The organism is Massilia sp. TWR1-2-2 (assembly GCF_049897565.1).
In the GTDB taxonomy this organism is placed as follows: domain Bacteria; phylum Pseudomonadota; class Gammaproteobacteria; order Burkholderiales; family Burkholderiaceae_D; genus JAFCUW01.
The window spans coordinates 43,070-61,311 of the sequence record NZ_JAFCWM010000024.1; the positions used below are offsets into that span (position 1 = coordinate 43,070).

The 18,242-nt window shown below is 62.2% G+C and carries 14 protein-coding genes; 10 read left to right on the forward strand and 4 right to left on the reverse strand.

The window, feature by feature from the left end; genetic code table 11:
• Positions 1–19 precede the first annotated feature (19 nt).
• Positions 20–1,153, forward strand: coding sequence for a GNAT family N-acetyltransferase (locus tag ACP7DD_RS20225; RefSeq protein ID WP_426176603.1), 1,134 nt, complete (start codon positions 20–22; stop codon positions 1,151–1,153).
• Between the two features lie 312 nt (positions 1,154–1,465).
• Positions 1,466–3,805, forward strand: a complete 2,340-nt coding sequence (locus ACP7DD_RS20230) for a TonB-dependent receptor (RefSeq protein WP_426176604.1) — start codon at positions 1,466–1,468, stop codon at positions 3,803–3,805.
• Positions 3,806–3,916: 111 nt separating this feature from the next.
• Here the strand turns inward: ACP7DD_RS20230 and ACP7DD_RS20235 are convergent, their stop codons facing one another.
• The gene (locus ACP7DD_RS20235; RefSeq protein ID WP_426176606.1) at positions 3,917–4,867 is read right to left on the reverse strand and encodes a LysR family transcriptional regulator; all 951 of its coding nucleotides are present in this window, start codon (positions 4,865–4,867) and stop codon (positions 3,917–3,919) included.
• A gap of 201 nt (positions 4,868–5,068) precedes the next feature.
• On the opposite strand from ACP7DD_RS20235, the gene ACP7DD_RS20240 reads away from it, so the two are divergent.
• The 7 genes from ACP7DD_RS20240 to ACP7DD_RS20270 are packed head-to-tail and all read left to right on the forward strand — an operon-like array spanning position 5,069 to position 11,536.
• Positions 5,069–5,941, forward strand: a complete 873-nt coding sequence (locus ACP7DD_RS20240) for an alpha/beta fold hydrolase (RefSeq protein ID WP_426176607.1) — start codon at positions 5,069–5,071, stop codon at positions 5,939–5,941.
• Positions 5,938–6,699, forward strand: a complete 762-nt coding sequence (gene fabG / locus ACP7DD_RS20245) for a 3-oxoacyl-ACP reductase FabG (RefSeq protein ID WP_426176609.1) — start codon at positions 5,938–5,940, stop codon at positions 6,697–6,699. Before ACP7DD_RS20240 ends, fabG begins: the two co-directional genes overlap by 4 nt.
• A gap of 14 nt (positions 6,700–6,713) precedes the next feature.
• Positions 6,714–7,901 carry a substrate-binding domain-containing protein gene (locus tag ACP7DD_RS20250; protein ID WP_426176610.1) on the forward strand — a complete coding sequence of 396 codons (1,188 nt, stop codon included), beginning with the start codon at positions 6,714–6,716 and terminating at the stop codon, positions 7,899–7,901.
• Position 7,902: 1 nt separating this feature from the next.
• Positions 7,903–8,679, forward strand: coding sequence for an ABC transporter ATP-binding protein (locus ACP7DD_RS20255; protein ID WP_426176612.1), 777 nt, complete (start codon positions 7,903–7,905; stop codon positions 8,677–8,679).
• Entirely contained in the window at positions 8,672–9,397 is a 726-nt protein-coding gene (locus ACP7DD_RS20260; protein ID WP_426176614.1) for an ABC transporter ATP-binding protein, read from the forward strand. Before ACP7DD_RS20255 ends, ACP7DD_RS20260 begins: the two co-directional genes overlap by 8 nt.
• 10 nt (positions 9,398–9,407) lie before the next feature.
• A complete protein-coding gene (locus ACP7DD_RS20265) occupies positions 9,408–10,454 on the forward strand; it encodes a branched-chain amino acid ABC transporter permease (RefSeq protein WP_426176616.1) in 1,047 nt (348 codons plus the stop codon).
• 8 nt (positions 10,455–10,462) lie between these two features.
• The gene (locus tag ACP7DD_RS20270; protein WP_426176617.1) at positions 10,463–11,536 is read left to right on the forward strand and encodes a branched-chain amino acid ABC transporter permease; all 1,074 of its coding nucleotides are present in this window, start codon (positions 10,463–10,465) and stop codon (positions 11,534–11,536) included.
• Positions 11,537–11,598: 62 nt separating this feature from the next.
• Here ACP7DD_RS20270 and ACP7DD_RS20275 read toward each other — a convergent pair whose 3' ends face one another.
• The 3 genes from ACP7DD_RS20275 to ACP7DD_RS20285 all read right to left on the reverse strand — a co-directional run bounded on the left by ACP7DD_RS20275 (position 11,599) and on the right by ACP7DD_RS20285 (position 17,317).
• Complete coding sequence (locus ACP7DD_RS20275; RefSeq protein ID WP_426176618.1) at positions 11,599–12,645, reverse strand: T6SS immunity protein Tli4 family protein; 1,047 nt, start codon at positions 12,643–12,645, stop codon at positions 11,599–11,601.
• Positions 12,646–12,737: 92 nt separating this feature from the next.
• On the reverse strand, positions 12,738–14,354 hold the full coding sequence (locus ACP7DD_RS20280; RefSeq protein WP_426176620.1) for an esterase/lipase family protein: 1,617 nt from the start codon (positions 14,352–14,354) through the stop codon (positions 12,738–12,740).
• Positions 14,355–14,356: 2 nt separating this feature from the next.
• Positions 14,357–17,317 (reverse strand): type VI secretion system Vgr family protein, encoded by a 2,961-nt coding sequence (locus ACP7DD_RS20285; protein WP_426176621.1) that lies wholly within the window; start codon positions 17,315–17,317, stop codon positions 14,357–14,359.
• A gap of 258 nt (positions 17,318–17,575) precedes the next feature.
• Here ACP7DD_RS20285 and ACP7DD_RS20290 point away from each other — a divergent pair, with 258 nt between their 5' ends.
• Positions 17,576–18,238: a choice-of-anchor J domain-containing protein gene (locus tag ACP7DD_RS20290; protein WP_426176623.1), complete on the forward strand. Its 663-nt coding sequence runs from the start codon at positions 17,576–17,578 to the stop codon at positions 18,236–18,238.
• Positions 18,239–18,242: the final 4 nt, after the last annotated feature.

The following is an 18,242-nucleotide window of genomic DNA, read 5'->3' on the forward strand; positions in this document are numbered from 1 at the left end:
ATCACACCGAATTTGGATAATGAATTATCGCACGCATATCGTTTCTTCCCTATCGGACATCGGCCAGGGCGCATGGGATCAGCTGGCCGCGGCGCAGCCGCGCAGCAACCCGTTCCTGTCGTACGCATTCCTGCACGCGCTGCACGAGTCCGGCAGCGCCAGCGCAGAGTCGGGCTGGCAGCCGCAGTTCATCGCGCTGTACGATGGCGACACGCTGGCCGCCGCCATGCCGCTGTACGTCAAGGCGCACTCGTACGGCGAGTACGTGTTCGACTGGGCCTGGGCCGACGCCTATCACCGCAACGGCCTCGACTACTACCCGAAGCTGCTGTCGGCCATTCCATTCACCCCGGTGACCGGCCCGCGCCTGATGGCGGTCGACGCCACGGCGCGCGCGGCCTTGCTGAAGGTGCTGCGCGCCACCCAGAAAGCATCCGGCGTGTCGTCGACCCATATCCTGTATCCGCCCGAGGACCAGGCCCAGCAACTGGCCGAAGCCGGCTTCATGCTGCGCAGCGGCGTGCAGTTCCACTGGCTTAACGCCGGCTACGCCGATTTCGATGCCTTCCTCGCTACGCTGGAGCAGAAAAAGCGCAAGAACATCCGCGCCGAGCGGCGCAAGGTGCGCGAGGCCGGCGTCACGCTGCGGCGGGTGCGCGGGCGCGATGCCACCGACGCCGACTGGCGCTTGTTCGACCGCTGCTACCAGCACACCTATGCGGCGCACCGCTCGACGCCCTACCTGAACCTGGATTTTTTCCGCCGCATCGGCCGCAGCATGCCCGACAACATCCTCTTGGTGATCGGCGAGCGCGACGGCGAGCCGATCGCCGCCTCATTGGTGATCCACTCGGCCGATACGCTGTTTGGCCGCTACTGGGGCGAACTCGAACACGTGCCCTGCCTGCACTTCGAGACGGCCTATTATCAGCCGCTGGAGTATTGCATCGAGCAAGGCATCGCCGTCTTCGAAGGCGGCGCCCAGGGCGAGCACAAGATGGCGCGCGGCTTCCTGCCGACCAAGACCTGGTCGGCGCACTGGCTGGCCCACCCCGCGTTCGCCGACGCCATCGAGCGCTTCCTCGAGCAGGAAGCCGGCGGCATCGACGACTACATCGACGAGCTGACCGACCGCAACCCCTTCCGCAGTTGAACTAAGACCGTCGTGCCCGCATCCTTCGGAAGTCGGGTTCGCCAGTGGCCGACACGACGACGGTTTTAGCGAGCAATTCAGCAAACCGTTGCGCCTTCGCTACGCTCGCGCCCACCCTGGCAAAACTACGAGCACCGTCCGCTTGCGCGCTCCTTCGCTGCGAAAAAGCCCTTTCCGCACCCATGTTGTGCAATTTTGCACACAGGCCTTGCAAGCGGCTGGCTATTAATGAACTGCCAAACCGGGCACACTCTGTTGCATTGTGAATAAGCCGCAATAACAAAACATAAAATAACCCTGAAGGAGACTGTAATGCGTATGACGAATAAACAGAAGACGGTGCTGCGTCGCTCGGTCGCGCTGATCATGGCGATCCCCGCCGTGTCGTGGAGCACGGCATACGCGCAGACCGATACCGGCGGCCAGACCGCCAACGGCGACATCGAAAAAGTCGTCGTCACGGCGCGCCGCCGCGCCGAGCTGATTCAGGACGTGCCGGGCGCGGTCACCGCCATCTCCGGCGCCCAGCTCGAAAAGCAGGCCATCCCCGACATCGCCGCGCTGGCCAACATGATCCCCGGCACCACGCTGAAAAGCTCGCGCGGCACCAACACCACCTTGACCGCCTTCATCCGCGGCGTCGGCCAGCAAGACCCGGTCGCCGGCTACGAGCAAGGCGTCGGCATCTACCTCGACGACATCTACCTGGTCCGCCCGCAAGGCGCGCTGACCGACATCTACGACCTCGAACGCATCGAAGTGCTGCGCGGCCCGCAAGGCACGCTGTACGGCCGCAACACCATCGGCGGCGCCATCAAGTACGTCACCCGCAAGCTGGCGCCGAAGATGACGCTCGACGCCAAGGCCACCATCGGCAGCTACGGCCAGAAGGACCTGGTTCTCAAGGCGAGCACCCCGGTCAACGAGATGCTGCGCGTCGGCGGCACCATCGCCACCTTCAACCGCGACGGCTTCGGCAAGAACGTCATCACCGGCGCCGAGAACTACAACAAGGAAGTCGTCGCCGGCCGCCTGAGCGTGGAACTGACGCCCAACAGCGACCTGTTCATCCGCCTGGCAACCGACCGCACGGTCGACGACTCGAATCCAAAACAAGGCTACCGCCTCACCGCCGGCCCTGCGCCGACCAACCTGCCGCCGCTCGGCGGCGACTACGACACCCGTTCGAACCTGAACGCTGTCAACGGCCACGCGCAGCAAGTCATCGTCCAGGGCACGTCGCTGATGGGCGAGTACCAGATCAGCCCGACCCTGTCGTTCAAGTCCGTCACCGCGTACCGCAAATCGAAGACCTTCGCGCCGATCGATTTCGATTCGCTGCCAACGCCGCTGTTCGAGGCGCCGACCATCTACTCGGACAACCAGACCAGCCAGGAATTCCAGTTCACCTACACCGGCTCGAAGTTCCAGGGCGTGGCCGGCGTGTTCTGGATGAAGTCGAACGCGTTCAACGAATTCGACGTGCTGTACAACGCCGCCGGCGGCCTGTCGCTGTACACCCTCGACGACATCGACTCGAAGACCTGGGCCGCATTCGCCGACGTCAGCTACAACGTCACCGACACCTTCAACATCAACATCGGCGGCCGCTACACCGACGACGAGCGCAGCGCGCGCATCTTCAAGAAGAACTACCTCGGCCTGACCGGCTCGCCGACGCTGGGCAACCCGGCAGCCGTCGGCGGCGTCGCCAACACCGACCTTGGCAAGGATGCGCTGCACCGCACCGACACCAAGTTCACGCCAAAGCTGGGCTTCGGCTGGAAGTTCGCGCCGGAGCACAACATCTACGGCACCGCCTCGCAAGGCTTCAAGGGCGGCATGTTCGATCCGCGCATGGACTTGGCCGGCAACCCGAACACTCCGGGCTCGCTCGCCAAGCGCAAAGGCGTCAATCCGGAGGAAGTCACCGCGTTCGAGCTGGGCATCAAGTCGAGCATGAATGGCGGGCGCCTGCAGACCAACGCAGCGGTGTTCTACACGGACTACAAGAACGTGCAGATCCCGGGCTCGGTGCCGACGTATGACGCCGCCGGCAACGTCAACGGCTTCGCCGGTTCCCTGAGCAATGCCGGCAAGGCCAAGATCAAGGGCTTCGAGCTCGAGGCGGTGTCGCATGTGACCAGCCAGCTCAATATCAGCGGCATGTACAGCTACATCGATGCCAAGTACAATGAGTGGATCGTTCCGAACGCCGCCGGCACCGCGCTGATCAACGTCGCCGCGCAAGCCGAGTTCCAGAACACGCCGAAGCACGCCGCCAACATCACCGCCACGTACGATTGGGGCATGCCGCTGATGGGCCGCTCCGGCACCCTGTCGTTGATCAACAGCGTCTCGTACAAGGGCATGGTCTACCAGACCGAATTCGCCCGCACCGGCTCTACCCCGGCGCTCGACGCCACCGTGCCGTCCAACCTGAGGCTGGCGCAGGCTGGCTACTCGCTGTGGGATGCAGGCCTGGTGTGGACCAGCAGCGACCGCAAACTGCAAGTGGGCCTGCATGGCCGCAACCTGCTCGACAAGCGCTACAAGGTCGCCGGCTACAACTTCTCCGGCTTCTTCAACACCGTCACCACGTTCTACGGCGACCCGCGCACTGTGCGCCTGACGCTCGGCTACAAGTTCTAAGCTAGTCGTTCCAAACCAACAAAAGGGCGCCGCATCTTAAATGCGGCGCCCTTTTTATATATGCGTGTCTGACCTATGGTCAGACTCCGGATATCGATCGAAGTTCGGTATTTATGCTTTGCGCAGGCGCGGCGAACTGAGCGCCGTGCCGCCGGCATGGACGAACAGCTCCGGCTGCGCGTCGGCGTATTCGCGCAGCAGGTTCCACACGGCGCGCACACGCGGCAGGCGGTACAGGTCGACCGGCGCCACCATCCAGTAGGCGCGCTCGGCGAACACCACGTCCTGCAGGATCGGCACCAGCCGGCCGTCGTCCGGAATCACATACGGCGGCGCCATCATCAGCCCCAGGCCGGCGGCGGCCGCTTCGGCCTGCGCCATCATGCCGGTGCAGCACAGGCGCCGGCGCGGCGTGAAGCCGAGCGCGTCGAGAAAATTGAGTTCGTTGCTGGCCAGCCGGTCCTGCACGTAGTCGACGAAATCGTGTTCGGCCAGGTCGGACTGGCGCTCGATCGGCCGGTGGCGCGCCAGGTAGTCGGGCGAGCCGTACAAATACAGCCGGAACGACGCCAGCCGCGTGACCATGTAGCGGCCCGTGTTGGGCGCATCGAGCGTGACGCCGAGGTCCGCCTCGCGGTTGGCCAGGTTGGCGAAGCGCGGCTGCACCAGCAGGTCGATCGACAGGTCCGGATGCTCGGTCAGGAAGCGCGCCAGAAGGGGCGTGATGACGCGCACGCCGAGCACCTCCGGCACGCCGAGGCGCACCACGCCGCGCACTTCGACCTGGTTGCCGCTTAGCTGGTCCTGCGCCGCCAGCGCCGCGCTTTCCATCACTTCGGCGTGCGGCAGCAGCGCCTGGCCCATCTCGGTCAGCTCGTAGCCTTCGCGCGAGCGATCGAACAGCGTGGTGCCGAGCTGCGTCTCGAGGCGGTCGATGCGGCGCGCCACGGTGGTGTGTTCGACCTCGAGCCCGCGCGAGGCGCCGGACAAGGTGCCGGCGCGCGCCAGCTCGAGAAAGAAACGCAGATCTGTCCACTCAGGCAAGGTTTTCATGCGAGACATTGTGCATCAGTGCGCATCGAAATGGCAATTCATTCATCAAACGGGGCACAAATGCACAGCAAGACGGAGCCGATTTGCCCGCTGCCGCCTGGCGTTGTGCATTAATGCACAAAGGGTGTTCGCCGTCTTATCTTACGAACAAGGGGCTTTTGGCGCACACTGCACGGCAATCAGGATTCCAAAAAAATATACGGGACGGACGTGGCCACTTTCAGCGAAACCAGCTTTACCAGCGACGACGGCCTGCGCCTGTACGCACGCGACTATGCGGCGGCCAGCGGGCCGGCGCGCCTGCCGGTCATCTGCATCCACGGGCTGACGCGCAATTCCGCCGACTTCGACGAGCTGGCGCCATGGATCGCCGCCCAGGGCCGGCGCGTGCTGGCAGTCGACGTGCGCGGCCGCGGCAACTCGGCGTACGACCCGAATCCGGCCAACTACAACCTGATGGTCTACGCCGGCGACATCGTCAAGCTGGCGCACGACCTGGGCATCGCGCGCGCGGTCTTCATCGGCACCTCGATGGGCGGCCTGATCACGATGACGCTGGCGCTGCGCCGTCTCAAGCTGATCGCCGCCGCGGTGCTCAACGACGTCGGTCCCGCGCTGTCGGGCCGTGGCCTGCAGCGCATCGCCGGTTACGCCGGCAATTCCGAACCGGTCGCCAGCTGGGACGACGCGGCCGCCTACATGCGCGGCATAAATGAAGTGGCCTTCCCCGCCAACACGGAGCACGACTGGGACAAGTGGGCGCGCCGCGCGTTCGCCGAGACCGCGCCCGGCCAGCTCGGCATGCGCTACGATCCGAGCATCGCCATCGGCATCCGCACCGGCAAGCTCAAGCCGTCGTCGCTGACGGCGCGTTTTGCCTTCCGCCGGCTGGCGCACAAGCGCCCCACCCTGTTGATCCGCGGTGCGCTATCCGACCTGGTCGAGCAGGAACAGGTGTCGATGATGCGGGCGGCGGCGCCGATGATGGCGTACGCCGAAGTGGCCGACGTCGGCCACGCGCCGATGCTCAACGAGCCGCAGGCAATGGCGGCGCTGCGCGATTTTCTCGGGAGCGTAGATTGAACAACGCCGGCGCCATGAACCTGTGCGGCAAGGTGATCGTCGTCACCGGCGCCGCGCAAGGCATTGGTTTTGCGATCGCCGAACGCTGCGCCGACGCCGGCGCCGCCGTGGCGGTGTGGGACAACCAGGCCGACGCGATAGCCGGCGTGCTCGAACGGATTGGCGATCGTAATCCGCGCGCGCAGATCGCCGGCTTCATCGTCGACGTGGCCGACCTGGCGGCGGTGCACGACGCGGTGAAGGCGACGCTGGCGCGCTTTGGCCGCATCGATGGCCTGGTCAACAACGCCGGCGTCGTCGCCGACGCGCAGATATCGAAGATGAGCGAAGCGCAGTGGGACCGGGTCATCGACATCAACCTCAAAGGTGTGTTTAACTGCACCCGCGCCAGCGTCGAGGCGCTGCTCGCCAGTGCCGGCTCGATCGTCAACATCTCGTCGATCGTCGGCCTGACGGGCAACTACGGCCAGACCAATTACGCCGCCGCCAAGGCCGGCGTGCTGGGCATGAGCAAGACGTGGGCGCGCGAGCTCGGTCGCAAGGGCGTGCGCAGCAATGCGATTTGCCCCGGCTTCATCGAAACGCCGATACTGGCAAAGATGCCGGTGCGGGTCATCGACGAGATGGTGGCACAGATCCCGCAGAAGCGGATGGGACAACCGCGCGAGATCGCCGCGGCAGCGGTTTTTCTGCTGTCGGCCGAAGCGAGCTACATTAATGGTGCCACGCTCGAAGTTACGGGCGGGCTGACACTTTGACGGAGACACACGCAATGAAAAAACTGATTCCCCTGCTGATTCCCGTGCTCGTTGCCGCCGCTTTCGCGCCGGCCGCCGCATCCGCCCAGGACCTGAAGGTCGCCCTCATCGCCGGCAAGACCGGCGTGCTCGAAGCGTACGCCAAGGAGACCGAGACCGGCTTCATGATGGGCCTCGAGTACCTGACCGGCGGGAAGATGGAGATCAATGGCCGCAAGCTGAAGGTCATCATCAAGGACGACCAGAGCAAACCTGACCTCGGCCGCACCCTGCTGGCCGAAGCGTATGGCGACGACAAGGTCGACATCGCGGTCGGCACCAGCTCGTCCGGTTCGGCCATCGCGATGCTGCCGGTGGCGCTCGAATACAAGAAGGTGCTGATCGTCGAGCCGGCGGTGGCCGACGCCATCACCGGCGACAAATGGAACCGCTACATTTTCCGTACCGCGCGCAATTCGACGCAGGACGCCGCCGCCGCCGCCGCCGTTTCGCCGGCCGGCAGCTACGCGTTCCTGGCGCAGGATTACGCGTTCGGGCGCGACGGCGTCAAGGCGGTAAAGGCGGCGATGGCGGCAGCCGGGCGCAAGGCCAACGTGGTCCATGAAGAATACGCGCCGCAGACCGCGACCGATTTCACCGCGTCGGCGCAGCGATTGTTCGACGCGCTCAAGGACAAGCCGCAGCCGCGCGTGCTGTCGATCGTCTGGGCCGGTCCGCACCCGATGAACAAGATCGCCGACATGAAGCCTGAACGCTACGGCATCACCCTGGCGCCGAACGGGAACATCCTGCCGGTGCTTAAAACGTGGAAAAACTTCGGCGGTACCGAAGGAACGATCTATTACTACTACGCCTTCCCGAAGAACAAGATGAACGACTGGCTGGTGGCCGAGCACACCAAGCGCTACAAGGCGCCGCCCGACATGTTCACCGCCGGCGGCTTCGCCGCGGCCAGCGCGGTCGTCACCGCATTGACCAAGGCTGGTTCCGGCGACAGCGAAAAGCTGGTGGCGGCGATGGAAGGCATGGAGTTCGAGACGCCAAAGGGCAAGATGAGCTTCCGCAAGGAAGACCACCAGGCGATCCAGTCGATGTACCACTTCCGCATCAAGAAGCAGCAGAAGAGCGAATGGGACCTGCTCGAGCTGGTGCGCGAGATCCCGGCGGGCGAAATGCCGGTACCGGTGCGGAACAAGCGCTGACATGGGCGCCAGCAGCACGCTCGTGCCATCCTTGTCGACGCGCGACCTGACCATCCGCTTCGGCGGCCACGTCGCGGTCAACCAGGTCACGGCCGATTTTTATCCCGGCACGCTGACCGTGATCGTCGGCCCGAACGGCGCCGGCAAGACCACCTACTTCAACCTGATGTCGGGGCAGCTGCCGGCGACGTCGGGCAGCGTGCACCTGCGCGGCAAGGACATCACCGGCTCAGGCGCGGCGCATCGCACCCGGCTCGGCATCGGCCGCGCCTTCCAGCTCACCAACCTGTTCCCTAACCTGTCGGTACTGGAAAACGTGCGGCTGGCCGTTCAGAGCCATGCCGGCATCGGCATGAACATGTTCTCGATGTGGTTCAGCCACAAGGAACTGATCGAGCGCGCCGGCCATTACCTCGAGCGCGTGGCGCTCGACGGGCGGCGCGACACCAAGGTCGCGACGCTGTCGCATGGCGACAAGCGCAAGCTCGAAGTGGCGATTTTGCTGGCGCTGGAACCGGACGTGATGATGTTCGACGAGCCGACCGCCGGCATGAGCGTCGACGAGGTGCCGGTGGTGCTCGACCTGATCCACCAGGTCAAGGCCGAGCGCAACAAGACGATCCTGCTCGTCGAGCACAAGATGGACGTGGTGCGCAAGCTGGCCGACCGCATCATCGTGCTGCACAACGGCACCCTGGTCGCCGACGGCAATCCGGTCGAAGTCATGGCCTCGCAGATCGTACAGGAAGCCTATCTTGGAACACCCGAACATGCATGAACCTCTCCTGACGCTGTCCGGCGTGCACACGCACATCGGCCAGTACCACATCCTGCAAGGGGTGGACCTGGTGGTGCCGCGCGGCGGCCTGTCGGTGCTGCTGGGCCGTAACGGCGCCGGCAAGACGACGACGCTGCGCACCATCATGGGGCTGTGGCAGGCCAGCGCCGGCAGCGTCAAGTTCGACGGCCGCGAGATCAGCAAGATGGCCACGCCCGACATCGCGCAGCTGGGCATCGCCTACGTGCCCGAATCGATGGCGGTGTTTTCCGAATTGACCGTGCGCGAAAACATGCTGCTGGCCGCGCGCAATGGCCCGCTGGACGACGCCAGGGCCGAATGGATCTTCGGCTTTTTTCCGGCGCTGAAGAAATTCTGGAATTACCCGGCCGGTAACTTGTCGGGTGGCCAGAAGCAGATGGTGGCGATCGCGCGCGCCATCGTCGAGCCGCGCAAGCTGCTGCTGGTCGACGAGCCGACCAAGGGCCTGGCGCCCGCCATCATCCAGAGCCTGATTGCCGCCTTCCGCGAGCTGAAGGATACCGACACCACCATCCTGCTGGTCGAGCAGAACTTCAGCGTCGTCAAATCGCTGGGCGATTCCGTCGCCGTGATGGACGATGGCCGGGTCGTGCACGCCGGCGCCATGCGCGAACTGGTCGAGGACCTGGACTTGCAACAGCGCCTGCTCGGGCTCTCGCTCGACTCCCACCAATAGGACCGCCAACATGACCACCCTCGTTCCTCCCGCCGTGACCGAAGTGCGCCTGCCCGCGGCGCCGGACGCCGTGCTGCCGGCGGCCAAGCGCGATATCGCGCCGCTGCTGCTGGTGCCGGCGCTGATGCTGGCGATGCTGCCGCTAGTGGGCAGCTTCCCCACCTGGATTACGCTCACCGTCGCCGGTCTCGCGATGGGGATGATGATCTTTATCATGGCCAGCGGCCTGACGCTGGTGTTCGGTCTGATGGACGTGCTCAATTTCGGCCACGGCGCCTTCGTCGCCGTCGGCGCCTATGCCGCCACGATGGTGCTGCTGCCGATGCGCGGCATGCTCGAAGTCGATTCGCTGCCGCTCAACCTCGGCGTGCTTGGCCTGGCGATCCTGGTGGCGATGCTGGTTACCGGCGTGCTGGGCTGGGCGTTCGAGCGCATCATCATCAAGCCGGTGTACGGCCAGCACCTCAAGCAGATCCTGATCACGATGGGCGGCATGATCGTCGCCGAGCAGCTGATCAACGTGATCTGGGGCGCAGAGCAGATTCCGCTGCCGCTGCCCGAAAGCCTGCGCGGCGCCATCGTGCTGGGCGACGCCGCGGTCGAAAAATACCGCCTGGTGGCGGTGGTGATCGGCCTGATCGTATTCGCCGCCATGTTCCTGGTACTGAACCGCACCAAGATTGGCCTGCTGATTCGCGCCGGCGTCGAGAACCGCGAAATGGTCGAGGCGCTTGGCTACCGCGTGCGACGCCTGTTCGTGATGGTGTTCGCTGCCGGCTCCGCGCTGGCGGGCCTGGGCGGCGTGATGTGGGGCCTGTACAAGGAGACGCTGACGGCGTCGATGGGCAGCGAAATCATGGTGGCCGTTTTTATCGTCATCATCATCGGCGGTCTCGGATCGGTGGGCGGGTGCTTCATCGGCGCGCTCTTGATGGCGCTGGCCGCCAACTACGCCGGCTTCCTGGCGCCGAAGGTGGCGCTGGTATCGAACATTATCCTGATGATCGCCGTGCTGATGTGGCGCCCGGCCGGCCTGTTTTCCAACGCAAGGCGCTAGGGACCGCAATGACTTTACTGACTCGTATTTTCTCCGGCGACCTGCCGCGCAGCCGCGTGCTTGGCGCCCTGCTGCTGGCCGTGTTCCTCGGCCTGGCGCTGGCGCCGTTCCTGACCTCCGGCGCGCGCCCGCTCAATACTGCCGCCACGATTTGCATCTACATCGTGCTGGTGGCCTCGTACGACCTGCTGCTCGGGTACACCGGCATCGTCTCGTTCGCGCACACGATGTTTTTCGGGATCGGCGCCTACGGCGTCGGCCTTGGTCTGGCTAGCGCAGGCCCGACGTGGACCGGCGCGCTGGTGGGCCTGGTCCTCGCGCTGCTGCTGACGATTGCGCTCGCCCTGGTGGTAGGTTTGTTCGCGTTGCGCGTGCGCGCCATCTTCTACGCCATGATCACGCTAGCGGTGGCGTCGTCGTTTGCCGTGCTGGCGTCGCAGCTGTCCGACTTTACCGGCGGCGAGGACGGCAAGACCTTCAGCGCGCCGGAGCTGCTGTCGCCGGGCTTCAAGTTGATCGAGAACGAGATCTTCGGGCGCGCCATCGACGGCAAAGTCATCACCTATTACATCGTCTTCTTCGGCTGCCTGCTGCTGTTCCTGTTCATGCTGCGGCTGGTGAATTCGCCGTTTGGCCGGGTGCTGCAAGCGATCCGCGAAAACGAGTTCCGCGCCGAGGCGCTGGGCTATCGCACGGTCCTGTACCGGATCTGGGCCAACGTGCTGGCGGCGCTGGTGGCGGCGCTGGCCGGCGCGTTGATGGCGCTGTGGCTGCGTTATGTCGGCCCCAAGACGATGCTCGGGTTCGAGGTGATGACAGATATCCTGCTGATCGTCGTCATTGGCGGCATGGGCACGATGTATGGCGCCGTGGTTGGCGCGACGCTGTTCATCATCGCGCAGAACTACCTGAAGATGCTGATGGCCGATGGCGCCTCGTCGCTGGCCGGCATCCCGCTGCTGGCCGAGGCGCTGCATCCGGACCGCTGGATGCTGTGGCTCGGCGTGCTATTTGTGCTGTCGATTTACTTCTTCCCCGCGGGGATTGTGGGTAAGCTGCGCGGGCAGACGGCGCAGCATTAACACACCGCACCAGTATCGGACCAGTCCATGCCGAAGTTCCGTGATTGGCTTGGCGAATGAATCTAGAACGCGCCGCTGCGCGGTCGAAGCGAGGGAATTACAGCGTCCCACAGCGCGACCGCTTCCATTTCGCTAAGCGTCGCAGTCCCAATAAGGCCCGCCGTCGTTTTTCGCGAGTCTTGCCCATCGACAGGACGCACATCGCCGTTGTCAAAGTCAATAGCAATCAGCGGGGAATTAGCGCTCCCGATCTTGTTGTTCGCTTCGAACGTAAATTTGTAGGTCATAATCTGTTTCCGTTCGGGGTCTGGCTCGCCGAGCATCTTGTACAAAAATTCCTCGCCTTCACTTACTTGGTCTACTGGACGCTTTCCCACTCTAAGGATGCGTCCTTGTGCTGATTCGATGATTGGCTTGGTGCTCAGTCCACGGTTAACCAAAGAATCAGACCGCACGTACGAGCTATCGAAACTGAAAGCAAAAAACACATCATTGGCGTTTTTGAGTTTAAAAGAATGCGCGACTCTCTCCGCAGATGTCGACGGGCCAGCGACAAATCCGTTCCGAAAACAAAGTCCTGTCTGGGTTGGGATCTCACCGTTCTGACGGCCACGCGTTCGGCTCACCAGTTCGATTAATTGTTCGCTCTTTTCCTTTGTTGTTGTTTTCGATTCCTTGATCCAAGCGTCATTTGCAAACTCAGGAAAATCAGTATCGATTGCGGCAATATCGGCGAAAATCGCATAGTCATTCTTCCACTCTATCAGTTCAAGCATGCGCCCCATTCGACTGGTCCCGCCATCATTCTCTGCTCGATCGAACAGAACAGCAGTTTGCGTCTTCCCAAGCATCGTTGCCGACTTTAGGAAAGGGAATTTGTCCGTCCCGGGGAGGACCTTGGATGCATAATCCTTTATTTTTGCTTGCAGCAGGTTTTGATAGTCTCGCTCGGACATCGGCACGACCCTTAGTGACGCGCCATTGATTTCGGGTCCGCCTTCAGTACTCTCGACCAGCTGCTCCGGCAAGTTGATCAAAAACCTACCAATGCAGCGAGTTGTCGTTTTACTTGTTAATGCTTCAATACGACTTTTTTCGTCTGGGCTCATAACTGCGGTCCTTGGTTGGCATCCGAACATGGGAAAGAATAAAAGGCCAAAAATTACGCAGGGGCCGATGCAAGGTAGTTGTCGTAAAATGATCATGGCGTTTGGTAACGAAGACTCGTTTCTGTGACGCGCTGAGCGATTTTGACCACTGCGCGGAGTGTAAATCTTTTTGCGGCGTCAGAGTCTTTAAAAGCGGGCTCATGCCCGACTTTCACCTGCATTAACTCCACTACATTTTTACTGTCGCGGGGGCAAACGCCCGATCGATGTGGGACAGTGCCGTCACCCGGTTCGTCCGGCTCGCCGATTGTGTATCGCTGCTTTTGCTCCTTTTTCCATCCCTTTCCATCCAGCGGCGCGGCCACGTTTCGAATAACGCTAAACTCGCCAAGATTCAAAGATCTGGCGGTTAACGGATCTGAGTTTCGGCCGCCACGGAGGAGAAGATCGTCTACGTTCACATCGACACCGCTCCACGTAACGTTTCCGTATGCGCGATTGTCCTCGTGGCTACCGAAGAAGGCGTGAGTGTTTGGATGATATCGGTTGGCTACACCAACATGAAACGGCCTGACCTTTAGCTTCACCACATTGACAAAATCGAGCCACTCCGTGTCGTGCGTTATCCGACCGGAGTTCCCGTCGTGCTGGGCGGTCTTGGGGTTGATAAGCTTGTCATCGCACATGCTCCACCACTTTCCACGAACGGTGTAAATTTCGGTGTACGGATCACCTTTTTGGGGAAAACTTATCAATTTTTTCCCGTCTTTAATTTGCAGCCATCCATTCCCATACTCCGCCGTCGGTAATAGCTGCATCGGTCCAGGGGCACTAGACAGCACGGCGGTCATTTCGGCGGCGTTGCGACCGAGCACCAAAGCCGCAACGAGATCCCCCTCTGTACCCGCTTTGAATCTCCGATAGACCGCCGCCGCACCGATGGCAGGCATAACGCCATGTACTACACCGAGAATTTTATCGGACATCCCTAGTAGTTCAGAACAATATCTGCCGACCAATCCGCCCATCGAATGGGTAATGAGGATGACTTTTTCACACATCTTTTTTTCGCCGCGATAGCGTGCGATTACGGCCTCGATCCGAGCCTTGAGGTGTATTGCCGCTTTGACGTTGTCATCTAACCAGTTGTATCCACATGCATCTACCGGAAATCGATACTTGTAGCTCAGTGCAACCTCTTCTTTCGTAAGCGCGCACTCGCCTTTCATCGCGCCTAGCGAAACACCGATAAGCCTGTCGCGCTCACCGCCGTTTGGGCTATGTTGATCGTTGAGCGCGTTCTCGAGCCAGACCAAAAAAGATGCGTAACTCATCGCGCCTACCTCGCCCCATCCTCTGCGCTTTAGCTCTCGGTCTTCTTGTGCGGTACCTTTCGGACGGAGCCCGTCGTCATCGAGACTCATGGTGCGCGGGTTTAGGAATTTTTTTCGGTCGTTAGCGTCTTTGGTCATCCAACCAACCATTGATTTCGGCGAGTCAAGCCTCCAACGCATATTCGACTCACTACCGACTTCTTTCAAGTTACTTCCCATTACGCCAGGAATAAAAATTACTGGAATGATACGATCAGCAACCATGGAGACGATTCCGAAGGTATTGTCGGGCGGACTCATGGTTGCGTCCCACTTCGGGTTCCCCTCGCGGTCGTAGGTAGGAATAATTTGACGTTCGTTGTCTTTAGACGGCATGATTATCCTTCTGGCAGGAGACGAAAGGTTATGTTTTCAATGAATTGACTTTTTTGTAGGCCGGTTTTTCCCTGACTATCGGTCGAACCACGAACAATAGAACCATCGCCCCGAACGATCTCAAAACGCCGACTGGGCACCGGGCTGTTATCGTAGGGCCACCGTAGAATTAGTTCCTCGTCGAACGGGAGAGCCTGTGGCCATTTGTTCATATCGTAGGCAAGATTAGTAGGCGATGCGAATTTCTTCATCCCCGCGCGCACCATAATTTTTCCGGGACACTGGACGGTAATGTTGCCGCCATTGATCGTGATGTTGGCGCCGCCGGCGGTGGAAAGGCTGATGCTTTTCGCTGCGGCCCAATCGATGTGCGCATTTGCGCTGATGACATTGACCTCGTCGCGCGCTTGCACCTTCAGTTCATTTCCCTGCGCCTGATAGTCGATTGAGCCCTTGGCGGCGATGAGTTGTAGCCCGACGTTGCCTTCGCCGGCTTTTACCGCGCCGGCGAGCACGCCGATGGCCTGGCCGCTGTGGACGCGCATTTGGCCGCCGGCTGTGAACTGGGTATCGACTCCGCTCGCAATCGTGACGGTTTCGCCGGTGGACAGCTGGACATCCTGGCCGGCCACCACGCCCAGTCCAGCTTTCGCGGCGATGCCAATTATCGGCGCGCCGGCATGCGACACCTTGCCGGCGCCGGCGTCGACACTTCTTGATGCGGCGTCGGAGCGCGCCTCCCCGATGCTATTTTTGCTAAGCATTCCGGCTGACGCCGTCCACAACGCTTTGAGTGGCGCAGCTTCGTCGTCAATGGCACTCATTGCAGCCTTGGTCGCGCCGAGGTGGCTGGCGAGACCGACCGTCTCGTGGGTTTTGGCGGCCGCGCTAAAGCTCTCGGCAAGTTTCATCGCTTGCTTCAGCAACGCGTTCCCGGCTGCGTTCTCGCCGGCGGCTTCTCGAATCGCGGAAGAATGGCTGATCTTGTAGCTCGAGATCAGCAAGCCGGCGCCGGCGCGTACGGCGCCGTAAGCGTCGGTGCGCAGTTCGGCGCCAGTGCCGCGGAAGCTGCCGCGATAGTTGTCGGCGGTGTGAATCAGGTGGCCCAAGTTGAGCTCGGTTGTAGCGTGTGTGGTCTTGAGCTGGACGCGCCCTTGTCCGTCAGTGTCGTCGAACAGCAACTGGTTGTAGCCACGGCCGCCGAACTCCTTGCTGCGCACGCCCCACTGCGCCGAGTTGTTGCGATGCCCTGCGCTGCTCGCCGATGCGCCGTGCCACACCGGGCTGTTGCCGCCGGCGAGGTTGACCTGTCCCGATGGCATTTGATCATGTGCGCGTTCGAAGGCGGCGCTGCTGCTTTCACGGTCCGATACTCCGCCAGGGGTTGGCATCACACCACCCTCCCCTCGTCCGTCGTACAGCGCACCGATGATCACCGGCCGGTCGATGTCGCCCTCGATGAACTTGACCAGCACTTCCTGCCCGATCCGCGGCAAGAACTGGCAAGCCGTTGACCGCTGGCCAACACGCACCCAGCAGCCGGCATCGCTCTCCCGCCAGTGGAAGCGGATCCGCACCCGGCCAAGCTTGTCGCAATAGATTTCATCGGCGCCGTTCGGCTCGTCCGATCCATCCGGGCCGACGACGATTGCTGTCTGGCTGCCGTGCGCAGTCGGGCCTGCCTTCACTTCCATCTTCGGTCGCCACGGCCGCTCGGCGGGAATCGCCTCGAAGCAGTTTGCGTAGCCGCTTCGTTGTGCCCGCTCGACCGCCCTGTCAAATTCCGCAAGCGCAACTCCCTTGATCGACTCCTCAAGCAGTTGTGAAAGCGGTCCGAACAATTCAGTCAATCCATTCCTGGCGGTGACCGGCAGGTTGTTCACGCCGATGCTGGCCACCCGCAGCAGAACGAAGTCAGGCGCCTCGTTGCGGTACTTCTTCATCGGGATGTCGGTGATGCAGATGCGCGTGCCCGGCCGCAAGGTGCGCACGGTCGAGCGGCCCTGCCACACAAAGCCGCGCGCTTCGTACGCCTCCATCTTCAAGCCCGCGTAGCGGCGCGCCTGGCGTGCGTCGGCGTACGCATACTGTCCTGGAGAATCGAAACTCTCGACCGCGTGCGCATTCTTGCCGCCGATCGGGTACTTGGTCGGCACGCTGACGCTGACCGTCTGCTTCGTCTTGTAGTCGTAGCTCAGCACCGTGACTACAGCAACGCCGAGTTTACGGAACGCCTGCAAGTACTGGATGCTGTCGCTCTTTTCGACCGAACTGGCGGCGTGGTAGCGGATGCCGCCGCCGGCGTCGCTGCTGGGGTCGTGCGGCGCGGCGCTCAGGTAGCTGCTGTCGGCAAACAGCACCATGCGGCTGCCGTCCTCGTGTTCTTCGAACCGCCAGCCAAGGCCCTCTTCGGTCAGCAGCCTGGTGACAAACTCGAGATCGGTTTCGCGATACTGGCAGCAATAGCTGCGAGCCATCGCGTCACTCATGAAGAAGTTGACGTCGCCGCTCCACACCCACTGCGCATACGGCTGGTATCCGGCAAACACTGAATCGATGATTTCAACAACGGTCTTGGCTTGCCACGCGCGGCTGTTGCGTGTCTGACTGAGCAGCCAGATCCATGGCGACAGTTGCAGACGGTAGCGCGACAGCCCACCATCGCTGCCCAGCGACGCGATCTTGCTGACGTAGCCGCTGCAGCGGGCACGGGTGCCGTCCGCCAGGCTGATCTGCAGACACGCTTCCTGCCCCAGCAAGGACGCGTGGGCGATCTTCGAGCGAGTCGACAGAGCGATGACATCGAAGCCGCCGATTCCCATCAACTGTTCGTCCGCGGCGAACGCTTCAACCAGAAGGCGCGCCTTGACCTTCTCATCCCTGAACGACAGTTCATAAAGCCGCGACTGACTGGAAAACTCCGCCAGCGCGGACAACACCTGGGCTGCGAGCGTGGAACTCATGAGCGATCGGCGCTTTCGTAAAGAGGACGGCAAAGAAATGCCGGTCGGAAAATACTAAGCTGCGTTCAATCGCGCTGTTTGTTCCACATCAAGCTTCCCCTCTAGCGAGCCCAGCAAAAGCACCTCAGCTTTTCGCTTTTCCATTAAACCAATATCAATGTTCGTTATCTTTCAAATCATATTATGAAATGGAAGCCGCCTCGATGCGCCAGCGCGAGGCGCCCCCTATTCCGCTGGCAACCGCACGAAAGCACAACCATGAAAACATCCAGGACCTGTATCGCCGCGGCCGCGTTTGCGCTTGCCGCACTCGCCGCGCCGCTCGGCCACGCGGCCGGCACCATCGTGCTCGACGAGAACTTCAACACTGTCGCCAACCTGCCGAACTGGCTGATGGTCAACAACAGCTCGCCGCAAGGGCTGAGCTGGTTTCAGGGCAACCCCGGCGTTTTCCCCGCTCAGGCCGGCACGCCCGGTTCGTACATCGCCGCCAGCTACCTCAGCGCGGCGCAGGAACCGGGTACCGTCGACAACTGGCTGATTACGCCGGAACTGACGCTCGGCGGCACAACCTTGCTGTCGTTCTACACCCGCAGCGACGCCGTGCCAGGCCTGAACGACATGCTCGAGGTGCGCTTCAGCAGCGGCGCGGGGACCGATACGGCCGGCTTCACCACGCTGCTGACCACCATCGGCGGGCCGTCCGTCTATCCCAACACATGGCAGCTGATCACCGCCAGCCTGACACTGCCGGGCGACAGCGGCCGCTTCGCCTTCCGCTACGTCGGCGATGCGGCGATGGCGAACTATATCGGCATCGATACCGTCACAGTCAGCGCTGTACCCGAACCGGCAGCGTGGATCATGCTCGGCCTGGGCCTGGCAGTACTGGTGCCGCTGCGCCGCAACACCCGCTCCTGAACCC